Annotated in this window: 12 protein-coding genes; 10 read left to right on the forward strand and 2 right to left on the reverse strand. The window is 67.8% G+C overall.

Translation table 11 applies throughout. The annotated features are described in order from the left end of the window. The first annotated feature begins 143 nt into the window (after positions 1 to 143). Both AC1Q87_RS17760 and AC1Q87_RS17765 read left to right on the forward strand, forming a co-directional pair. A complete protein-coding gene (locus tag AC1Q87_RS17760; RefSeq protein ID WP_492610164.1) occupies positions 144 to 3,122 on the forward strand; it encodes a TonB-dependent receptor domain-containing protein in 2,979 nt (992 codons plus the stop codon). Positions 3,123 to 3,282: 160 nt separating this feature from the next. Next, positions 3,283 to 4,332, forward strand: a complete 1,050-nt coding sequence (locus AC1Q87_RS17765; protein ID WP_492610165.1) for a retropepsin-like aspartic protease — start codon at positions 3,283 to 3,285, stop codon at positions 4,330 to 4,332. A gap of 4 nt (positions 4,333 to 4,336) precedes the next feature. Here AC1Q87_RS17765 and sppA read toward each other — a convergent pair whose 3' ends face one another. Then, entirely contained in the window at positions 4,337 to 6,112 is a 1,776-nt protein-coding gene (sppA, locus tag AC1Q87_RS17770) for a signal peptide peptidase SppA (protein WP_492610166.1), read from the reverse strand. A 236-nt stretch (positions 6,113 to 6,348) separates the two neighbouring features. On the opposite strand from sppA, the gene AC1Q87_RS17775 reads away from it, so the two are divergent. The 5 genes from AC1Q87_RS17775 to AC1Q87_RS17795 all read left to right on the forward strand — a co-directional run bounded on the left by AC1Q87_RS17775 (position 6,349) and on the right by AC1Q87_RS17795 (position 12,852). Next, complete coding sequence (locus tag AC1Q87_RS17775) at positions 6,349 to 8,133, forward strand: CIA30 family protein (protein WP_492610167.1); 1,785 nt, start codon at positions 6,349 to 6,351, stop codon at positions 8,131 to 8,133. A 329-nt stretch (positions 8,134 to 8,462) separates the two neighbouring features. After that, positions 8,463 to 11,477 carry a TonB-dependent receptor plug domain-containing protein gene (locus AC1Q87_RS17780; protein ID WP_492610168.1) on the forward strand — a complete coding sequence of 1,005 codons (3,015 nt, stop codon included), beginning with the start codon at positions 8,463 to 8,465 and terminating at the stop codon, positions 11,475 to 11,477. A gap of 205 nt (positions 11,478 to 11,682) precedes the next feature. Then, positions 11,683 to 11,898 (forward strand): hypothetical protein, encoded by a 216-nt coding sequence (locus AC1Q87_RS17785; RefSeq protein ID WP_492610169.1) that lies wholly within the window; start codon positions 11,683 to 11,685, stop codon positions 11,896 to 11,898. After that, positions 11,885 to 12,235, forward strand: coding sequence for a hypothetical protein (locus AC1Q87_RS17790; RefSeq protein WP_492610170.1), 351 nt, complete (start codon positions 11,885 to 11,887; stop codon positions 12,233 to 12,235). Before AC1Q87_RS17785 ends, AC1Q87_RS17790 begins: the two co-directional genes overlap by 14 nt. Before the next feature lie 149 nt (positions 12,236 to 12,384). After that, on the forward strand, positions 12,385 to 12,852 hold the full coding sequence (locus AC1Q87_RS17795; protein ID WP_492610171.1) for an Lrp/AsnC family transcriptional regulator: 468 nt from the start codon (positions 12,385 to 12,387) through the stop codon (positions 12,850 to 12,852). On the opposite strand, the gene AC1Q87_RS17800 is transcribed toward AC1Q87_RS17795, so the two are convergent. Continuing rightward, positions 12,849 to 13,421 carry a TetR/AcrR family transcriptional regulator gene (locus tag AC1Q87_RS17800; RefSeq protein WP_492610172.1) on the reverse strand — a complete coding sequence of 191 codons (573 nt, stop codon included), beginning with the start codon at positions 13,419 to 13,421 and terminating at the stop codon, positions 12,849 to 12,851. The two genes, AC1Q87_RS17795 and AC1Q87_RS17800, sit on opposite strands and share 4 nt — an antisense overlap. Positions 13,422 to 13,530: 109 nt before the next feature. On the opposite strand from AC1Q87_RS17800, the gene AC1Q87_RS17805 reads away from it, so the two are divergent. From AC1Q87_RS17805 to AC1Q87_RS17815, 3 genes are read left to right on the forward strand one after another with little or no spacing between them, the layout of a single operon-like run. Further along, positions 13,531 to 14,679, forward strand: coding sequence for an efflux RND transporter periplasmic adaptor subunit (locus AC1Q87_RS17805; protein ID WP_492610173.1), 1,149 nt, complete (start codon positions 13,531 to 13,533; stop codon positions 14,677 to 14,679). A gap of 24 nt (positions 14,680 to 14,703) precedes the next feature. Beyond that, entirely contained in the window at positions 14,704 to 17,928 is a 3,225-nt protein-coding gene (locus AC1Q87_RS17810) for an efflux RND transporter permease subunit (RefSeq protein WP_492610174.1), read from the forward strand. Beyond that, positions 17,925 to 19,328 (forward strand): efflux transporter outer membrane subunit, encoded by a 1,404-nt coding sequence (locus AC1Q87_RS17815; protein ID WP_492610175.1) that lies wholly within the window; start codon positions 17,925 to 17,927, stop codon positions 19,326 to 19,328. The genes AC1Q87_RS17810 and AC1Q87_RS17815 overlap by 4 nt, the downstream gene beginning before the upstream one ends. The last annotated feature ends 83 nt before the right edge of the window (positions 19,329 to 19,411 follow it).

Consider the following 19,411-nt stretch of genomic DNA (forward strand, 5'->3'; position numbering starts at 1 on the left):
AAACTGCGTTGACCCTCCTGCTGTAAGCCCCGTAACTCCAAGGTAACCGGGTTCGGCTTCGAATCCGGGACCGAACCTTTTGTGGGGAGCGGGAATCGCCACCGTCTCGGTCGGCGGACCGCTGGAGGATCTAGACCTTGAAAATGACTACGCAACGTGGACGCCTTCTGGCGTCGTCGATGATTTGCGGAATCGTCGCTCTCGGCGCCGGCCAAGCGGTCGCCCAAGACTCGGAAGTTTCCGAAATCGTCGTCACCGGCTCGCGCATTCCGCAGCCGAACCTGACCAGCGTCAGCCCGGTCCAAGTGGTCGGTTCGCAAGAAGTCACCCTGGGCGGCCGTCCGGTCACCGCCGACTTCCTGAACCAACTGCCGCAAATCTCGCAGAACGCCGCCAACGGCCTGTCGTCGACTTCGAACCCGCTGTCGGGTCCGGGCGGCGTGGCCACCATCGATCTGCGCGGCCTGGGCCAAACCCGCACCCTGGTGCTGGTCGACGGCCGCCGCCTGGGTATCGGCGACCCCAACACCGGCAACCCGAACCCTTCGCCCGACATCAACCAGATCCCGAGCCAGCTGATTGAGCGCGTTGACGTTCTGACCGGCGGCGCCTCGGCGACCTACGGTTCGGACGCCATCGCCGGCGTCGTGAACTTCGTGATGAAGCGCGACTTCGAAGGTCTGCAGATCGACGCCAACTGGGGCGTCTATCAGCACAACCAACACAACGAGTTCGTCCAGAGCCTGCTCGGCCCGCGCCAAGTCGCTCAGCCGAAGGAAAACACCTGGGACGGCGCGTCGCGTGACCTGAGCATCGTCTACGGCGCGAACACCGAAGACGGCCGCGGCAATGTCACCGCCTACTTCACCTACCACGACCAAGAGCCGGTCACCCAAGGCAAGCGCGACTGGTCGGCCTGTCAGGTGGTCGCCAGCGCCGCCGGCGTCGCCAGCTGCGCCGGTTCGCCGAACTCGAACCAGTGGTTCCGCGCCGACGTGGCCAACGCGCCGCAGTTCGCCGTGGTCGGCAATGAGTTCCGTCCGTACGACGCGAACGCGCGCACCACGCCGCCGCCGCTGTTCAACTCGAACGAGTACTCGTACCTGATGCAGCAAAGCACCCGCTACAGCGCGGGCTTCTTCGCCAAGTACGACGTGAACGATAACTTCAAGCTGTACTCCGACTTCTCGTTCATGAACGACCGCACGAACGTGCAGATCGCGCCGACCGGCCTGTTCCAAGGCAGCGGCCCGTCTCCGACGAGCGGCTTCCTGGTTAACTGTGACAACCCGTTCCTGAGCGGCCAGCAGCAAGGCGCCATCGGCTGTACGCCGGCCATGGTCACCGCTGGCGACAGCGTCGACATGTACATCGGTCGCCGGAACATCGAAGGCGGCGGCCGCGTCGGCTTCTACGAGCACCAGAACTACCGCGTGGTCCTGGGTTCGCGCGGCGAGATCGCTGGTCCGTGGACCTACGACCTGTACGGTTCGTACTACTACACCAGCCTGTACCAAGCCTCGCAGAACTACCTCTCGATCTCGAAGATTCAGAACGCCCTTCAGGTCGTCCAAGGCGCGAACGGTCCGGTTTGTATCTCGGGCGGCGACTGCGTCCCGTACAACATCTTCCGCGACGGCGGCGTGACCAACGAGGCCCTGTCCTACCTGGCCGTCAACGGCACCTCGCGCGGTGCGGTCAGCCAGCGGGTCGTTGAAGGCACCATCACCGGCGACCTGGGCGAGTACGGCGTGAAGTCGCCGTGGGCTAACGACAGCGTGGCGGTCAACTTCGGCTTCCAAAACCGTCGTGAGCACCTGGAATACGCACCCGACGTCGCTCAGCTGAGCGGCGATCTGTCGGGCGCCGGCGGCGCTTCGGTGACCATCGACGAAAGCATCGCCGTGACCGAAGGCTTCGGCGAAGCCCGCATCCCGCTGATCCAGGACATGGCCTGGGCCAAGGATGTCGTCCTCGACGTCGGCTACCGCTACTCGGACTACTCGACCGGCATTACGGCTGACACCTACAAGGTGGCTCTGCAGTGGGCGCCGACCGACGACATCCGCTTCCGCACCTCGTACAACCAAGCGATCCGTGCGCCGAACCTGCTCGAGCTGTACACCCCGCAGTCGGTGACCAACACCAGCCAGGTGTCGGTCGACCCCTGCGCTTCGGGCGCTCCGGTCCCCGCCAGCCAAGCCGCGTGCATCAACACCGGCCTGACCGCGGCGCAGGTCGGCAACGTTCCGCAGTGCCCGTCCGGCCAGTGCTCGGTTCTGACCGGCGGTAACCCGGACCTGCAGTCGGAAGAAGCCAAGACCTTCTCGATCGGCTTCACCCTGACCCCGACCTTCCTGACCGGCCTGACCGCCAGCCTGGACTACTTCACGATCGACCTGGAAGGCACGATCGGGAACATTCCGCTGGGCGTGATCATGCAGCGCTGCCTGGAAACCGGCGACGAACAATTCTGCTCGCAGATCGTTCGTAACCCGGTCAACGGCGCTCTGTTCGGTGACGACGTGGCGGCCGGCGGTTACATCAACGGCGCCAACGTCAACATCGGTTCGGGCACCACCTCGGGCGTCGACGTGCAGGTCAACTACAACCTGCCGATGGAAATGGTCGGTCTGGACGAGTACGGCCGCGTCTCGCTGGCTCTGAACGGCGCCTACCTGATCGAAACCACCACGATCCCGCTGCCGGGCGAGAAGGAATACGACTGCGCCGGCCTCTTCGGCCCGCAGTGCCAGACCGTCTACCCGAAGTGGCGTCACCAGCTGCGCGTGAACTGGACCACTCCGTGGGACATGACGTTCTCGGCCGCCTGGCGCTACATCGGCGAAGTGAAGCTGGAAACCGACACCCAAGAGCCGACCATCGGCACGGGTTCGCAGAATGCGTTCAACCACACCCTGCCGGCGCGCAGCTACCTCGACCTGTCGGGCGTGTGGAACATCAACGACACCTTCACGGTGCGCGCTGGTGTGAACAACGTCCTCGACCAAGACCCGCCGCTGGTGAACTCGCGTATCGTGGGCACCGGTCTGCCGAACACCTACCCGACCTACGATCTGCTGGGTCGCAAGCTGTTCATCGGCTTCACGGCCAACTTCTAAGACGCATTCCCGCAAGGGGAAGCGAAGGGCGGCGGAGCAATCCGCCGCCCTTTTTCTTTGCCCGTCGGTCGCGCCGCGGCCCTGGTTCGACGCGCGTCGCTGGACAGCATTCCAAGGCGCGCCAATGTGGGCGCAGGATCGCCGGTGAGGGAGGAAGCTGGTGCAGTCACTCGACAGGCGGACCGTGGGCCTGGGCCTGATCGCGTTGACCGGCTGCGCCGCGACGCCGCGGTCGCCGCCGGTGATGGTCAACATGGCCCACCTGCAGCCGCCGGAGCCGGTCACCCCTGGCGACGAGGGCGCCGCGCTGGCCACCGACGCCGATATGTCGGGACGAGTCACGGCGCCGGTTCGCATCAACGGCCAGGGGCCCTTCGATTTCGTCGTCGACACCGGCGCCAACCGCACGGTGATCACCAGCGAGCTGGCCGCACGCCTGGGCTTGCCGGACGCAGGGCCGGCCGACGTTCACGGCGTGGCGGGCATCGAGCCGTCCAACACCGCCACCATCGATCTGCTGGAGGTGGATGCGGTCGCCACGCGCGCCATCCGCGCGCCGACCCTCAGCCGCAGTCGGCTAGGCGCCGATGGCCTGCTGGGCGTCGACGTCTTGCGCGGCCGGCGGGTGACCATCGACTTTCTGCGGGACGAGTTCCGGATCACGCCCTCGCGCGGGCCGGGCAGCGCGGCGCCGCAGGCGGGCGTCGGGGTCAGCGCCGCGGCGGCGAGCCGGCTGCCGCAGGCCGACGCGACGAGCGGACGGCAGATCGTGGTGCCGGCCCGCTATCGCTTCGGTCAGTTGATCATCATCGGCGCCGATGTCGCGGGACGGCGGGTGACCGCCTTCATGGACTCAGGCTCGCAGAGCACGGTCGGGAACGAGGCCCTGCATAAGCTGGTCATCGGAACCGAGGAACTGCGTGCGCCGCGCTACGTCGTGCCGGTGCTGAGCGCCACGGGACAGACAGCGCGCGGCGAGTTGGCCGTGCTGCCGCTGCTGCGGATCGGCGGCCTGGACATCACCGGCCTGATGACCGTCTTCGCAGACCTGCATGTCTTCGACATCTGGGACCTGAAGACCCAGCCCAGCCTGCTGATCGGCGTCGATGCGATGCGCCAGTTCGACGCCATCACCCTGGACTACGGTCGCCGGCAGGTAATCTTCACCCTGCCGAGCCGCGGTCCGCGACGGCGCCGCCCGGCGACCTGACCGGCTACTTCACCGGCGTCGGCGACAGGACCATGGCCCCCTGGCTGCGCATCCGCTCCTGGGCCATGTCGTCCAGCAGCCCCTTGGCGCGGGGATCACCGAAGATCCAGGCCGCGGCCGCCAGCGTCCGAGCCGAGTTCGCCGAGACGCCGAGCGCGCCTTCGAGGGCCTCGAACGGGGAGACCTGGGTGGTCATCCGCTTCAGGCGCACGTCGCCTTGCAGGCCGGCCAGAGCCTTGGCCTTGTCGACGGCCTGGTAGAAGCCGCCGACCTCGTCGACCAGGCCGATCTCGCGGGCCTGTGCGCCGGTCCAGACCCGACCCTTGGCGATCTCGCGCACCCGTTCGGGCGGCAGCTTGCGGCCCTCGGCAACGCGGTCGATGAAGTTGCCGTAGATGCGGTCCATCCAGCCGGAGAAGGCGGCGCGCTGGGCCTGGTTCATCTCGCCGCCCGCCCCGAAGGCGCCGGCGTATTCGCCGCCGACCCCGATCTGGCGGATGTCGACCCCGAAGCGTTCGAGCGCCGGGCCGAGCGCGAACTTGCCCCCGAACACGCCGATCGACCCGGTCAGGGTGGTCGGGTGAGCGACGATCGCCGAGGCCTCGCTGGACACCCAGTAGCCGCCCGAGGCGGCATAGGTGCCCATCGACACGACCACCGGCTTCTTGGCGGCCTTGGCGGCGCGCACGGCGGCGAGAATTTGTTCGGAGGCGGTGTCCGAACCGCCGGGGGAGGAGACGCGGAAGACGATGGCCTTCACGTCCTTGTCCTCGATGGCGTCGTAGAGCGCCTCGGCGATGTCGTCGGAGTACATGGCCGAGGACGAGGAGAACGGATTGGCCGTGCCGTCGTGGCCGGTGACGATCGCGCCTTCGCCCTCGACAATCGCGATCGCGGGGCCCGGGCGCGGCACGCGCTCGCGGCTGGAGCGCATGTACTTTTCGAACTCGACCAGCTCGGCGCCCTTGCCGGCCTTGGCGAGCACGGCAGTCTCGGCGTCCTTCACCTGGCCGACCTTGTCGATCAGCTTCAGCTTGAGCGCGTCCTCGGCGATGTAGGGGCCCGCCTCGAGGTTCGTGCGCAGGACCTGCGGCGTCTGTTTGCGGTCTGTGGCCGCGTTCACCAGCGTCGAGCCGTAGACCGAGCCCATCCAAGAGAGCTGGGCCTCGCGGTGCGGCGCGGTGTAGTCGCTGTAGAGGTACGGGTTCACGGCGTTCTTGAATTCGTAGCGCTGCTCGTAGTCGGCCTTGACGCCGTACTTGTCGAAGAAACGCTTGAAGAACACGTCCTCGGAGGCGATGCCGGTGGCCTGCAGCGAGGCGCCGGGCTGCATCCAGAACTCGTCGGCCGCGGCCCCCAGCATGTAGGTCGAGGTGACCACGCCCGAGGGATAGAGCCCCTGGCTGTGGGCGATCACGGGCTTGCCCGAGGCGCGAAACTTCTTGAGCGCGAGGCGGATCTCGTCCGCCGCGGCCGGGGGCATGCCGCCCTCGGGCAGGCGCACCAGCACGGCCTTGACCTTGCCGTCCTTGCCGGCGCGGTCGAGGGTCTCGATCACCGACATGACAGACATCGAACGGCGGCCGATCGAAGCGAACGGATTGACCGGATCCTGGTCGGTCAGCGGGTCGCGCAGGTCCAGCGCCAGAACGGTCTGGGCGGGCGTGGGCGCCGGCTTGGCGGCCCCGGCGGCCATGACGATCAGCAGGAACGGAACGCCGATCAGAAACAGCACCAGGCCCGCGAAAACGCCGGCCATGGTGAGGAGGAATTGCTTCATTGGGAGGTCGCCAGGGAGGGAGTGTTCGACGCACAGGCTACATGTGCCCGCGTTGCGTTCAAATGAAGACGTTGTCAGGACTTGGCGCAGGCGCGTAGATCCCCGGTAACGGGCAAGTTCATCCCTCGGAACGGCGATATGAATCGCCTTCTTGCCGAGCCAAGCCTAACTGGACGCAATTCGGGGAACGGGCGCGGCTCGTCCCGTCAGTCCAGTGACGAGTATCGGGGGTGCAGGTGAGCGTGGTTCGAAACGGGTGGCGTGCCGCCGGCTTGGCCGCAGTGGGTGGAATGCTGGCGTTCGCCGGCGCGGCGCAGGCCCAGGGACGCCCGGTGGCGATCATCGGCGCGACCGTGTTCGACGCCACTGGCGCAGCGCCGCAGGTAGCCAACGTCATCATCCAGGACGGCCGCATCGCTGACGTCGGCCCGGGCGTGAAGGCGCCGCGTGGCGCGGTGGTGATCGACGCCAAGGGCAAGGCGCTGCTGCCGGGCTTCTTCGATGTCCATACCCACTGGACCCCGGCCGGCGACCCGCGGATCTCGCCGCAGATCGCCAACGCCTACATCGCCGCTGGCGTGACCACGGTGAACGACTTCCACCAACAGCCGGAATCGTTCGAACCGCGTCGCCGCTGGATCGCCTCGATGGCATCGCCGCACGTGAACTTCGTTGCGCGGATGAGCACGCCGGGCGGCCACGGCGCCGACTGGGCCGACCGCGCCACCACCAAGTGGGTGAACTCGCCGCAGGGCGCGCGCCTTGAGGTGAAGGCGCTGGTTCCCTACAAGCCCGATTTCATCAAGGCCTTCGCGGACGGCTGGCGCTATGGCGCGTCGGCCGACAACACCAGCATGGACGAGGGCACGCTCAGCGCTCTGGTCGACGAGGCCCACCGCAACAACCTCAAGGTCCTGACCCACACGGTCACCGTCGACCGCGGGGCGATCGCCGGCCGCGCGAAAGTCGACGTCATCGCCCACAGCCTGCAGGATCGCGAAGTCGACCAGGCGACCATCGATGCGATCAAGGCCGGCGGCACGGCCTACGCGCCGACCCTGGCCGTCTACGATCCGGGCAAGGCCGGTCCTACCCAGAGCGAGGAGGCCCGCCGCCGCAGCGAGCAGAAGTTCGGCTACGCGCTGCACAACGTGAAGGCGCTGCACGACGCTGGCGTGACCATCGCGCTCGGCACCGACGCCGGCATGACCGGCACGCCGCACGGGACCTCGACGCTGAAGGAGCTGGAGCTGCTGGTGCGCGCGGGGCTGACCCCGTCGCAGGCGCTGATCGCCGGCACCGCCAACAGCGCCAAGGTGCTGGGCGAGCTGGACGATCGCGGCACCATCGAAAAGGGCAAGCGCGCCGACATCGTGCTGATCGCCGGCCAGCCGTGGACCAACATCGCCGACGTCTACAAGACCGATCGCGTGTTCGTGGACGGCGTCCAGGTGCACGGTCCGGGGACCAAGCTGCCGGCCGCCAACGGCCAGAAGTCGATGCCGGTGATCAAGGCCAAGGGCCCGCTGATCGACGACTTCGAAAGCGCCCGCTCGACCTACGACACCCTGCGGATGGACGACATGGACGGCGGCATCGACCGGACCGTCCAGGTGGCGCAGGTGATCAACCGCACGGCCACCGACCATGCGCTCAGCATCGCCGCCCGGATGTCGGCCAAGGACGACGCCAACGCCGGGGTGATCATTCCGCTCAGCCGCGGATCCGTCGAGCCGGTCGACGTGCGCGCCTACAAGGGCGTGCGCTTCGAGCTGCGCGGCGACGGCAAGGCCTACGATCTCGGGGTCAACACCCAGAACGGTCGCTGGATCGCTGAAGTCGCCTCCGGTTCCGAGTGGGCGACGGTCGAAGTGCCGTTCAGCGCCCTCAAGCGCACGAGCGGCCGGGGCGCCGGAACCGGCCCCTGGACCGGCGACGACGTCCTGGAGATCACCGTCGACGGCGGCCGTCCCGCCGGCGAGAAGATGTGGCTTGAGATCGACAATCTCAGTTTCTACTGAGGATCTCAGCGTTCCCTGCGTCTGGTTATTGAGCGCACGCGCCGGCCCTGCCGCCGCGTGCGTTCTGCTGCGCGTTAGCGGACTGGCGGCTTAAGTTTCCGTTCAGTTGTGGCCAATACAGCGGGCTTGGCGTGTCCGATCGGTGGCTGCAATGCCACAGACGCCGTTATTTCTCGCCGGGTCAAAGCGAGAAGGGTGACGTGGCGGCAATGATCAGGTGTTTGTCACGCCAATGTCGATCCTTGCTGCCGCGGCTGCAAATTGACACAGTACACTTATGGGTTGAGGGGATAATCTCAATGAATTCTCGTATGTCTTGGCGGAACGCCATGCTTGCGACCTCGGCGCTCTGCGCCCTCTCCATCGCCGGCGCGGCCAACGCTCAGACGGATGGCGACCTGGTCGAAGAAATCGTCGTCGTCGGTTCGCAGATCGAAGGCGCGAAGGTTACGGCGGCTCTCCCCGTCACAGTGGTCGATCAGGCGCAACTGGCGAACGTGGCCGCCACTTCCGGCGACGACCTGTTCCGCTCCATCCCGCAGATGGGCGACGTCAGCTTCAACTCGAGCTACCTGCCGAACTCCAGCAACAGCGCCCGCGGCGACGTCGGTTCGGTGAACCTGCGCAACCTCGGCGTCGGCAACACCCTGGTCCTGCTGAACGGCCGCCGCGTCGTGGCCCACCCGACCAGCCGCGCCGACGAGAACCTGGTGCCGGTGCTGACCTACAACACCAACGCCATTCCGGTGAACGGCCTGAAGCGCCTGGAAGTCCTGCGTGACGGCGCCGCGGCGCTGTACGGCTCGGACGCCGTGGCCGGCGTGGTCAACACCGTGCTGATGGACGACTTCGACGGCCTGACCGTCGACGCGCAATACGGCGCCGCCGAAGGCACCAACATGCGCGAGTACGAGTTCAACGTGCAGGCGGGCCGCAACTTCCACGAAGGCCGCGGCAACATCAGCCTGTTCGCCAACTACACGAACCGCACGTCGCTGAACGCCTGGGACCAGGACTACACCTCGTCGTCCGACAAGACCCCGCTGTTCGCGGGCACGTCGTATGCGGGCAACGTCACGCTGGACGACCGCCTGACGGCGACGCCGTGGTCGAGCCTGACCGCGGCCGGCGGCATCGTGCGCCAGAACGGCGTGGCCCTGACCAGCACCACCGGCGCCTATCACATCCAGCCGTCGACGAACTCGGCCTGCGCGGCTCAACTGGGCGGCGGCATCTGCCTCGCCTCGGGCGCGGCGGCCACGTCGGCGACCGGCGCCGACCGCAACCTGCGTTTCGACACCGGCACCTTCAACACCTCGGTCATGCCCGAGCTGGAGCGGGTCAACCTGTTCCTGACCGGCAAGTACGACATCACTGACGACGTGCGTGCGTTCGGCGAAGTCGGCTTCTACACCGCCACCACCCACGCGGTGCAGACCTCGACCACCAATCTCAGCACCCTGCCGATCGCGATCGCGGCCACGAACTATTACAACCCGTTCGGCGCCACGACGATCAACGGCCAAGCGAACCCCAACCGCCTGGCTGGCCTCAGCGTCGGCGCCGCCGGCGTCGGTTCGACGATGAACGCCTACAACTTCGTCGACGTCGGGCCGAACCGCGTCGACGTCGAGAACGAGCAATGGCGCTTCCTCGGCGGCCTGAAGGGCCAGAAGTTCGGCTTCAACTGGGAAGGCGCGCTGCTCTATTCGAAGGCGCAGGTCGAAGACACCTCCGACGGCATCAGCGCCACGGCTCTGCAGCGCCAGATGGCCCTGGCGACGCCGGACGCCTACAACCCGTTCAACGGCGGCAGCCTGGACAATCCGAGCATCGGCGACAACCGCCCGAGCTCGCAGGCCGCGATCGACGCGATCCGCGTGAAGACCGTCCGCAAGAACACCAGCAGCCTGGCCATGGCCGACTTCAAGGTCTCCAAGGTCGACCTGTTCCAGCTGCCCGGCGGCGACGTCGGCTTCGCGGCCGGTGTCGAGTACCGCCGCGAAACCCAGAAGGACGACCGTGACGCCCGCCTGGACGGGACGATCTCCTTCACCAACTCGGCGACCGGCGTCACCTATGCCAACGACCTGGTCGGTTCGAGCCCGTCGCCCGACACCAAGGGCTCGCGGAACGTCACCTCGGCCTATCTCGAGTTCGCGATCCCGCTGGTCTCGCCGGAAATGGAGATCCCGTTCGTCCACAACCTGGAAGCCCAGGTCGCCGGCCGCTACGAGAGCTTCAGCGACGCTGGCGACGTGGCCAAGCCGAAGGTCGCCATGGCCTGGGACGTCATCGACGGCCTGCGTTTCCGCGGTTCGTGGGCCCAGGGCTTCAAGGCTCCGAACCTCGAGCAGGTCAACGCCACCCTGGTGACCCGTTCGAACAACCGCCGCGACTGGTACCGCTGCGACGCCGACGTCCGCGCCGGCCGTCTCGCCAGTCTGCAGGCCTGCGCCGCGCCGGCCACGGCCGAACGCCGCTCGGGCAATCCGGAGCTGAAGCCGGAAGAATCGGAAACCTGGGGCGTGGGCGTGGTCTATGAGCCGCGCTTCATCCCGGACGACTTCGGCCGCTTCACCTTCACCGTCGACTACTGGCGCGTGAAGCAGGACGGCATCGTCGGTCTGTTCGGCGGCGGCAACGCCATCACCGCCGACTACCTGGCGCGCCTGAACGGCTCGTCGTACGCCAGCGTGGTTCGCGCCGCGCCGACCGCTGACGACATCGCTGCCTATGCGGGCACCGGGCTCGCCCCGGTCGGCCAGATCCTCTACATCACCGACCAATACCAGAACCTGCTGCCGCAAGAGGCGCGGGGCCTGGACATCGGCGTGATGTGGAACCTGCGCGGCACCCAGTACGGCGACTTCAGCGTCAACTTCAACGCCGCCCACCTGATCAAGTTCTACCGTTCGCCCTCGCCGGGCGTGGCTGAACTGATGGCCGCGCAAGCGGCCGGCGAGATCGACCCGACGATCTTCATCGGCGGCGGCGGCGATCTGGTTCGCCAGGACGGCCGTCCGGAGTGGAAGTGGTCCGCCTCGGCGACCTGGAGCTACGACCAGTGGACCGTCGGCGCGTTCACTCAGTACATCGGCGACGTTGAGGACACCGCCCTGGTGGACTCGGCCGGCACCCCCTGGGTTGTCGACTCGCAGCTGACCGCCAACCTCTACGGCCAGTACGAGTTCACCGAAGGCCTGGCGTCGAACACCCGCCTGCGCGTCGGCGTGCGCAACATCACCGACGAGAAGCCGCCGCTGGCTTCGGACGGCTATCTGGGCGCGCTCTACCAGCCCTACAGCCGCTACTGGTACGTGAGCGTCCGCAAGTCCTTCTAAGGCCTTCCGGAAAACTTCGAAGACCAAGCGCCGGCCGGCTCCGAGAGGAGCCGGCCGGTTTGCTTTTGGGCCATGCGCGGCGCGGCGGCGCTTGTCGTGAAACTTCGCCGCGCCGCCGCGTTGAAGGCCGCCACAACGCGCGAAAGCCGCGCTGGCGCGAGGCTAGGGATAGCAACCAAGAGACAATTGGTTTTGGAGGCGTGCCGTGAAGCTGTGGGGCCAGATTTCGATCGAGCTCAACGTAGGCGACTATGTCGAGGCCGCCGAGCATCAGCGCCGGCTTGAGGCGCTGCTGGCGCAGGTGAGGGCGGTCTATCCGGACGCCAAGCTACTGATGCGCGAGCGCCGCGAGCGCCGGCCCACGCCGTCCGTGCGCACGTTGCCGGCCGAGCTGGCGGCCAGCGTCCATGCGGACCGGTGAGGCCGTGGGATCGCGGCGCGTTCTTATCGAGGCCCTGGCCCTGTTCCGCAGCCTCAACCCGACCATCACCGTCAACGAGATCGCGACGTTCCTGCACGCCTGCGATCATGAGGGCCTGACCATCCAGGACCTAGCGGTCCTGGCGCAGATGACCGAGCCGACGGCTTCACGCAGCATCCGCTCGTTCGGGCCGCCGGGATCGGAGTGGGCGAGGGCGCCGGCCTGCGGGCTGGTCGAGGCGTTCCTCAATCCCAACGATGGCCGTAGCCGCGTGCTGCACCTGACCGCGGCCGGGCGCGCGGTGCGCGGTCGACTCGACGCGATCCTCAGGCCCTGATCGGCGCGAGCGCTTTCACCTGGAAGGTCGGCCCGTCCGTAGCAGGCGCTGCGCCTTGGACGCGCCGGAGTCGCCGTTTGTCGCGAATGTCATGACCTGGAGCGCTCGTCGCGCCATTCGATCACTGCGAATGGCTGGAGGCGACGGCGATGGAGATGCAGCTCGACCGGTTGGACATGCAGATCCTGTCGGCGTTGCAGGTGTCCAACCAGACCAGCGCCCATGAACTGGCTTGCCACGTGCCGCTGTCGCCCTCGGCGATCCAGCGCAGGATCCGCAACTATCGCAGCAACGGCGTCATCGCAGCCGACGTCTCAGTGCTCGATCCGCGGCTGGCGGGCGACCATATCTCGGTGATGGTGATGATCCAGTTGGCCCAGCAGGGGCCGGCGCGCCTCGCCGACGTGCGGGCCAGGCTGATCCGCTCGCGCCACGTGCAGGTGGTGATGGAGCTGTCCGGGGCCTACGACTTGATGTGCATCACCGTGTTCGAGACCATGGATGCGTTCAACGCCTTCATGGACGCGGAGATCGCCGAACATCCGTCCGTGGGACGTTTTGAGGCTGTGTTCGTGCGGCGGCGCGTGAAGTTCGGCGCCACGCTCCCGCTGACCTAGGGATCGACCGCCGCCTGGATGACCTTGGCCAGCCTGCGGCGCAGGGCGGCCTGTCCTTCGGAGTCGAGATCGTGGTCGTCGGTGATGGCGCGGGAGATCGCCACGCCCATGATCAGGTCGCCGGCCAGGCGGGCTCGGACGTCGGCCTCCGGGCCGCCCAGATAGGCGGCGAAGGGATCGTGGAACCAGGTCCGCATGGAGCGGCGAAGCGGCTCTGCGGCGGCCGGCGACGAGGCCGAGCGCAGCATGATCAGCAGGTGGTCGAGGCCGTCCTGGCGGTCGGGATCGTCCAGTAGCTTGTCGGCGACCCGCTCGCCGAACTGGCTGAGTTCGCCCTGGAAGAGTTCCGTAGCGTCAGGTCCGCAGTTCAGAACCTCGACGAAGAGCTCTTCCTTGGAGCCGAAATAGCGAGAAACCAGCGCGGCGTCGACGCGGGCTTCGGCGGCGATCTCGCGGAGACTCGCGCCGTCATAACCCTCTTTGGCGAAACGATTTTTCGCCGCATCGAGGATTGCTTGTCTCGTCGCCGCCGCGTTGCGCGCGCGCACCGGCGCCACATTTTCGGCCATTTTCGCCGTTCGCTCCCTTGTTGTCATCGGCTGTTGACATATGTAGGCGCTATCGATGTAAAAGTCATCAACCGTTGACTTGGGCGCTCCCCCGCCCGTGGGATAAATCATGCGAAAGTTTCTCGCGCCGTTCGTCGCAACGGCCGCCGCTGCATTGGTTCTGGCCGGATGCGGCAAGCCGGAAGGCCCTCCGCAAATGCCTCCGCCGGAGGTGTCGGTCGCCACTCCGCTGCGGCAATCGGTCGTCGATTGGGATGACTTCACCGGTCGTTTCGAGGCGCCCGAGCGCGTCGACGTGCGCGCGCGCACCAGCGGCTACATGCAGGCCGCCCATTTCCGTGAAGGCCAGTTCGTCAAGAAGGGCCAGCTGCTGTTCACGCTCGACCCGCGTCCGGCCGAGGCGCAACTCGCCGCGGCCCGCGCGCAGGCCAAGCTCGCCGCCGCCGACCTCGCGCGGGCCGAGACCTTGCTGAAGGTTCAGGCCATCAGCCGCGAAGAGTACGACAACAAGCGCGCCGCCAGCGAAGTCGCCCAGGCGACGGTGCAGGCCCGTGCGCTGGACCTGGAATTCACCCGCGTCACGGCGCCGACATCGGGCGTGGTTTCCGACCGTCGCGTCGATCCGGGCAATGTCATCTCGGGCGGCGGGGCCGGTGCGGACGTGCTGACCACCATCGTCTCCACCACGCCGATCCACTTCCTGTTCGACGCCTCCGAAGCCCAGCTGCTCAAGGACCAGCGCGCGACGGGCAAGGGCGGCAAGGTGCAGATCCGCCTGCAGGACGAGGCCGAGTACCGCTGGACCGGCCAGGTCGACTTCACCGACAACAGCATCGACGGCGCGTCCGGCGCCATCCGCATGCGCGCCGTAGTGCCCAACCCCAACGGCTTCCTGAAGCCGGGCATGTTCGCCAAGGCCAAGGTCGAGGGCGGTCAGGCCTATGACGCGCTGCTGGTGCCGGAAGACGCGATCGTCGCCGACGGCGCCCGCAAGGCGGTCAACGTGGTGGCGGCCGATGGCTCGGTGACCCTGAAGCCGGTCGAGCTTGGCCCGACCGCGCAAGGCCTGCGGGTCATCCGCAGCGGCATCAAGGCCGACGACAAGGTCATCGTGAACGGCGGCGTGCGCCTGATGGGCCCCAACATGAAGGTCAAGGCCAAGGTCGTGACCATCGAGCCCAAGAAGGCCGCAGCGCAAGCTACGTCCACTGTCACCATTCCCGTGGCCTCGAGCGCCACGCCGGTCGGCGCCCGCTAAGGGCCCGATCCAGGAACGGAATCCATGCGTTTCTCGCACTTCTTCATCGACCGCCCGATCTTCGCGGGCGTGCTGTCGGTGTTCATCGCCCTGATCGGGGCCTTCGCCTTGCCGCAGCTGCCGCTGTCGCAGTATCCGGACATCGCTCCCCCGACCATCGCGGTCACCGCCGTCTATCCAGGCGCCTCGGCCGAAACCCTCGCCGAGACCGTCGCCGCGCCCATTGAGCAGGAAATCAACGGCGTCGAGGGCATGCTCTACATGACCTCGTCGTCGACCGCCGACGGCATGGCGACGATCTCCGTGACCTTCGAGCCGGGCACAGACCTCGACGCCGCGCAGGTGCTCGTCCAGAACCGTGTGGCGCTCGCCACGCCGCGCCTGCCCGAGCAGGTGCGCCAGGTCGGCGTCACCGTGAACAAGCAGCTCTCGGGCTTCCTGCTGCTCGTCGCGCTGACCTCTGACGATCCCAAGGCCGACCTCGACCACATCGGCAACTTCGCGAACTCGACCGTTCGCGACCGCATGCTGCGCATCAAGGGCGTCGGCGGCGTGCAGGTGTTCGGCGGCGGCTTCTATTCGATGCGGGTCTGGATCGACCCGGGCAAGGCCTCGGCGCGCAACCTGACCTCCGACGAGATCGTGGCCGCGCTGCGCGCCCAGAACGTCCAGGCCGCGGGCGGCGCCCTCGGCCAGGCTCCCAACGACACCGGCGCGGCCTTCCAGCTGCCGGTGCAGGTGCAGGGCCGTCTGGCCGATCCGGAAGAGTTCGCCAACATCGTCATCCGCACCGACGCCGACGGCCGCGTGACCCGCGTCCGCGACATCGGTCGCGTCGAGCTGGGCGCCCAGGACTACGGGATGCGCGGCTACTTCGACGGTAGGCGCGGCATCGGCCTGGCGATCATCCAGCAGCCGGGCGCCAACGCCCTGTCGACCGCCGCCGAAGTCATGAAGGCGGTCGAAGAACTCAAGCCGTCCATGCCGCAAGGCGTGAGCTATTCCATCCCCTACAATCCGACCGAATTCGTCCAGGCGTCGGTCTCGTCGGTGCAGAGCACCTTGTTCGAAGCGGTGATCCTCGTGGTCGTCGTGATCATGGTGTTCCTGCAGACCTGGCGCGCGGCGATCATCCCGATCCTCGCCATTCCGGTGGCGCTGGTCGGCACCTTCGCAGTGCAGCTGGCGCTCGGTTACTCGCTCAACTCGCTGTCGATGTTCGCCCTCGTGCTGGCGGTCGGCATCGTGGTCGACGACGCCATCGTGGTCGTCGAGGCGGTCGAACGGAACATACGCCGAGGCATGACGCCCAGAGAGGCGGCGTTCAGGACCATGGACGAAGTGTCCGGCGCCCTGATCGCCATCGGCCTGGTGCTGCTGGCCGTGTTCGTCCCGACCGCGTTCATGCCCGGCATCCCCGGCATGTTCTTCCGCCAGTTCGCCGTGACCATCTCGGCGGCCTCGGTGATCTCGCTGCTCACGTCGTTGACCCTGTCGCCGGCCCTGGCCGCCCTCCTGCTGAAGCCGCACGTCGAGCATTCGCTCGACACCGGCCCGCGCTGGATGCGGCCGATCAAGATGGCTGGCCACAAGTTCAACAGCGGCTTCGACTGGCTGAGCGACAAGTACGGCGCGCTGACGGCCCGCCTGGTGCGCGCGAGCATGATCGTGCTGGTGATCTATGCGGGCCTGATCCTGCTGACGGGCTGGCGCCTGACCGCCACCCCGACCGGCTTCATCCCGCAGCAGGACCAGGGCTTCCTGATCGGCGTCGTCCAGCTTCCGCCGGGCGCCTCGCTCGAGCGCACGGACGCTGTCGTCCGCCAGGCCGCGGCGATCGTGCAGGACACCCCTGGCGTCCAGGGCGTCTCGGCCTTCGCCGGCCTCGACGGGGCCAGCTTCTCGGCCATGTCCAACGGCGGCGTGTTCTTCGTGAAGCTCGACGACTGGTCCAAGCGCGGCAAGGAACTGAGCGCCGACAACATGGCCGGCATGGTCATGGGTCGCCTGTCGGGCATCCAGGAAGCCAATATCTTCTTCCTGGCGCCTCCGCCCGTCGAGGGCATGGGCAACGCCGGCGGCTTCAAGATGATGGTCCAGGACCGCTCGGGCGCCGGCTACGCCGCGCTGGAGCAGGCCGCCAACGGCCTCGTCGGCGCCGCTTCGCAGACCCCGCAGAGCACGGTCGGCGTCTTCTCGCAGTTCAACACGGGCTCGCCCCGGGTGACCGCGGAGATCGACCGTGACAAGGCCCTGCTGATGGGGGTTCAGCCCGGCGCGATCTATGACGCCATGAGCACCTATCTCGGCTCGACCTACGTCAACGACTTCAACCTGCTCGGCCGCACCTTCCGGGTGACCGCGCAGGCGGAGTCCGACGCGCGGGACGATCCGTCCGACATCGCCGGGATCAAGGTTCGTTCGGCTTCAGGCGGCATGGTGCCCTTGGGCTCCCTGGCGACGGTGAAGGACGACACCGGCCCGGTCCGCGTGGTGCGCTACAACCTGTTCCCGGCCGCAGAAGTGCAGGGCGGGGCGCCTCCGGGCGTCGCCTCAGGCGATGCGCTCACGGCGATGGAGCAGCATGCGGCCAAGGTGCTGCCCCCCGGCTTCAGCTACGAGTGGACGGAACTGGCGTACCAGGAGAAGGCGGCCGGCAACTCCGGCGCCCTGATCTTCGTCCTGGCGGTGGTGTTCGTGTTCCTGGTGCTGGCCGCCCAGTACGAGGCCTTCACCTTGCCGCTGGCGGTCATCCTGATCGTGCCGATGTGTATCCTCGCTGCGATCCTCGGGGTGAACCTGCGGGGCCAGGACAACAACATCCTGACCCAGATCGGTCTGATCGTGCTCGTCGCGCTCGCCGCCAAGAACGCGATCCTGATCGTCGAATTCGCCAAGCAGGCGGAAGAAGACGAAGGGGCCAACCGGTTCGACGCGGCCATACAGGCGGCACGGACGCGTCTGCGGCCGATCCTGATGACCTCGTTCGCCTTCATCCTGGGCGTGCTGCCGCTGGCGATCGCCACGGGGCCGGGGGCGGAGATGCGTCAGGCGCTCGGCACGGCGGTGTTCTTCGGGATGCTGGGCGTGACCGTCTTCGGCCTGATCTTCACGCCGGTCTTCTACGTGCTCTGCCGCTGGCTGGCCGCTCGCCTGCCGAAGGCCAAGGGCAAGGAAGAGAAGACCTATCCGACCACCGGGGGCGGCACGCCGCACCACCCGCTCGAGTATGAAGGAGGCGCGAAGTGATCCGCCTTAAGCTGATCTCTGCGCTGCTGGGCGCCACGGCGCTGAGCGCCTGCGCCGCCGGACCGAACTACACGGTCCCGGCGCCGGTGGCCTCCGGGCAGGGGACGTTCATCTCGGCCGAGCCGGCGATCGCCGCGGCCGAGGCCCCGCCCGGCGACTGGTGGCGACTGTTCCAGGACCCGACCCTCGACGGTCTGGTCCAGGAGGCCCTGGTCGCCAACAAGGACGTCGCCGTCGCCGCTGCGAACCTCTCGCGGGTGCGGGCCGTGCTGAGCGAGACCCGCTCGGGGCTGCTGCCGTCGACCACCATCTCGGCGTCGGGCCAGCGTGTCCGGGGCCAGGACGTGGTGACGGGCCAGTTCGCCGACGGCGACCAGTACCGGGCCGGCTTCGACATGTCCTACGAGGTCGACCTGTTCGGCCGCGTGCGTCGCAGCCTGGAAGCCAACCGCGCCGACGTGGCTTCCGCCCAGGCGGCGCTCGACGTGGTGCGGGTCTCGGTCGCGGCCGAGACCGCTCGCGCCTATGCCGATATCTGTGCGGCCAACGCCCAGATTGCGGTGACGCGGCGCACGATTGAACTGCAGCAGAACACATACGACCTGACCGCCCGTCAGCTCGAGGCCGGCCGCGGCACCGCGGCCGACACCTCGGCGGCGGCGACGCAGCTGGAGACCTCGAAGGCGGCGTTGCCGTCTCTCGACGCTCAGCGCTCGGCGGCGCTGTTCCGACTGGCCCTGCTGACCGGCAAGACGCCGGCTGAGGCGCCCCAGGCGGTGCTGAGCTGCCAGACCACCCCGCAGGTGGCCCAGGCGATCCCGGTCGGCGATGGGGCGGGCATGCTCGCCCGGCGTCCGGACGTGCGCCAGGCCGAGCGCGAGCTCGCCGCGGCCACCGCCCGGATCGGCGTGGCGACCGCCTCGCTCTATCCGTCCGTGACCATCGGCGGCGGCATCGCCACCACGGGCGCGCGCACCGGGGATCTCGGCGACGACTACACCTTCAATGTCGGGCCGCTGATCAACTGGAGCTTCCCGAACATCCTGGCGGCCCGCGCTCGCGTGAAGCAGGCCGGGGCCGGGGCCGAGGCGGCGCTGGCCAACTTCGAAAAGGCCAACCTGACCGCGCTGCAGGAGACCGAGACGGCGTTGACCCAGTACGCCCGCGAGCTCGATCGCCGCGCCGCGCTCAAGCGCGCCCGCGACGAAGGCGCGACCGCGGCCCGGCTGGCGCGCCTGCGCAACGAGGCCGGAGTCGACAGTCTGCTGAACGTGCTGGTGGCCGAGCGTCAGCTGGCCTCGCTCGAGGCCCAGCTCGCCCAGTCCGACGCCCAGGTGACGACCAACCAGATCGCCCTCTTCAAGGCGCTTGGCGGCGGCTGGGAAGCCGGCGGCGAATGACCTGCGCAGGGCGGGGGAAGTTCCCTCGCCCTGTCGCCCGCAGCGGCTTGGCTGCTAGCTGCGGCAGAAAATCTTCATTGAGA

It is taken from the genome of Phenylobacterium sp. GW823-FHT02A09, assembly GCF_058797775.1.

What these genes read in the sequence shown, in the direction of transcription:
- AC1Q87_RS17780 (WP_492610168.1), top strand. Translation starts at nt 8,463, where the DNA reads ATGCTTGCGACCTCGGCGCTCTGCGCCCTCTCCATCGCCGGCGCGGCC.
- sppA (WP_492610166.1), bottom strand. Translation starts at nt 6,112, where the DNA reads ATGAAGCAATTCCTCCTCACCATGGCCGGCGTTTTCGCGGGCCTGGTG.
- AC1Q87_RS17810 (WP_492610174.1), top strand. Translation starts at nt 14,704, where the DNA reads ATGCGTTTCTCGCACTTCTTCATCGACCGCCCGATCTTCGCGGGCGTG.
- AC1Q87_RS17805 (WP_492610173.1), top strand. Translation starts at nt 13,531, where the DNA reads ATGCGAAAGTTTCTCGCGCCGTTCGTCGCAACGGCCGCCGCTGCATTG.
- AC1Q87_RS17800 (WP_492610172.1), bottom strand. Translation starts at nt 13,421, where the DNA reads ATGGCCGAAAATGTGGCGCCGGTGCGCGCGCGCAACGCGGCGGCGACG.
- AC1Q87_RS17790 (WP_492610170.1), top strand. Translation starts at nt 11,885, where the DNA reads ATGCGGACCGGTGAGGCCGTGGGATCGCGGCGCGTTCTTATCGAGGCC.
- AC1Q87_RS17795 (WP_492610171.1), top strand. Translation starts at nt 12,385, where the DNA reads ATGGAGATGCAGCTCGACCGGTTGGACATGCAGATCCTGTCGGCGTTG.
- AC1Q87_RS17760 (WP_492610164.1), top strand. Translation starts at nt 144, where the DNA reads ATGACTACGCAACGTGGACGCCTTCTGGCGTCGTCGATGATTTGCGGA.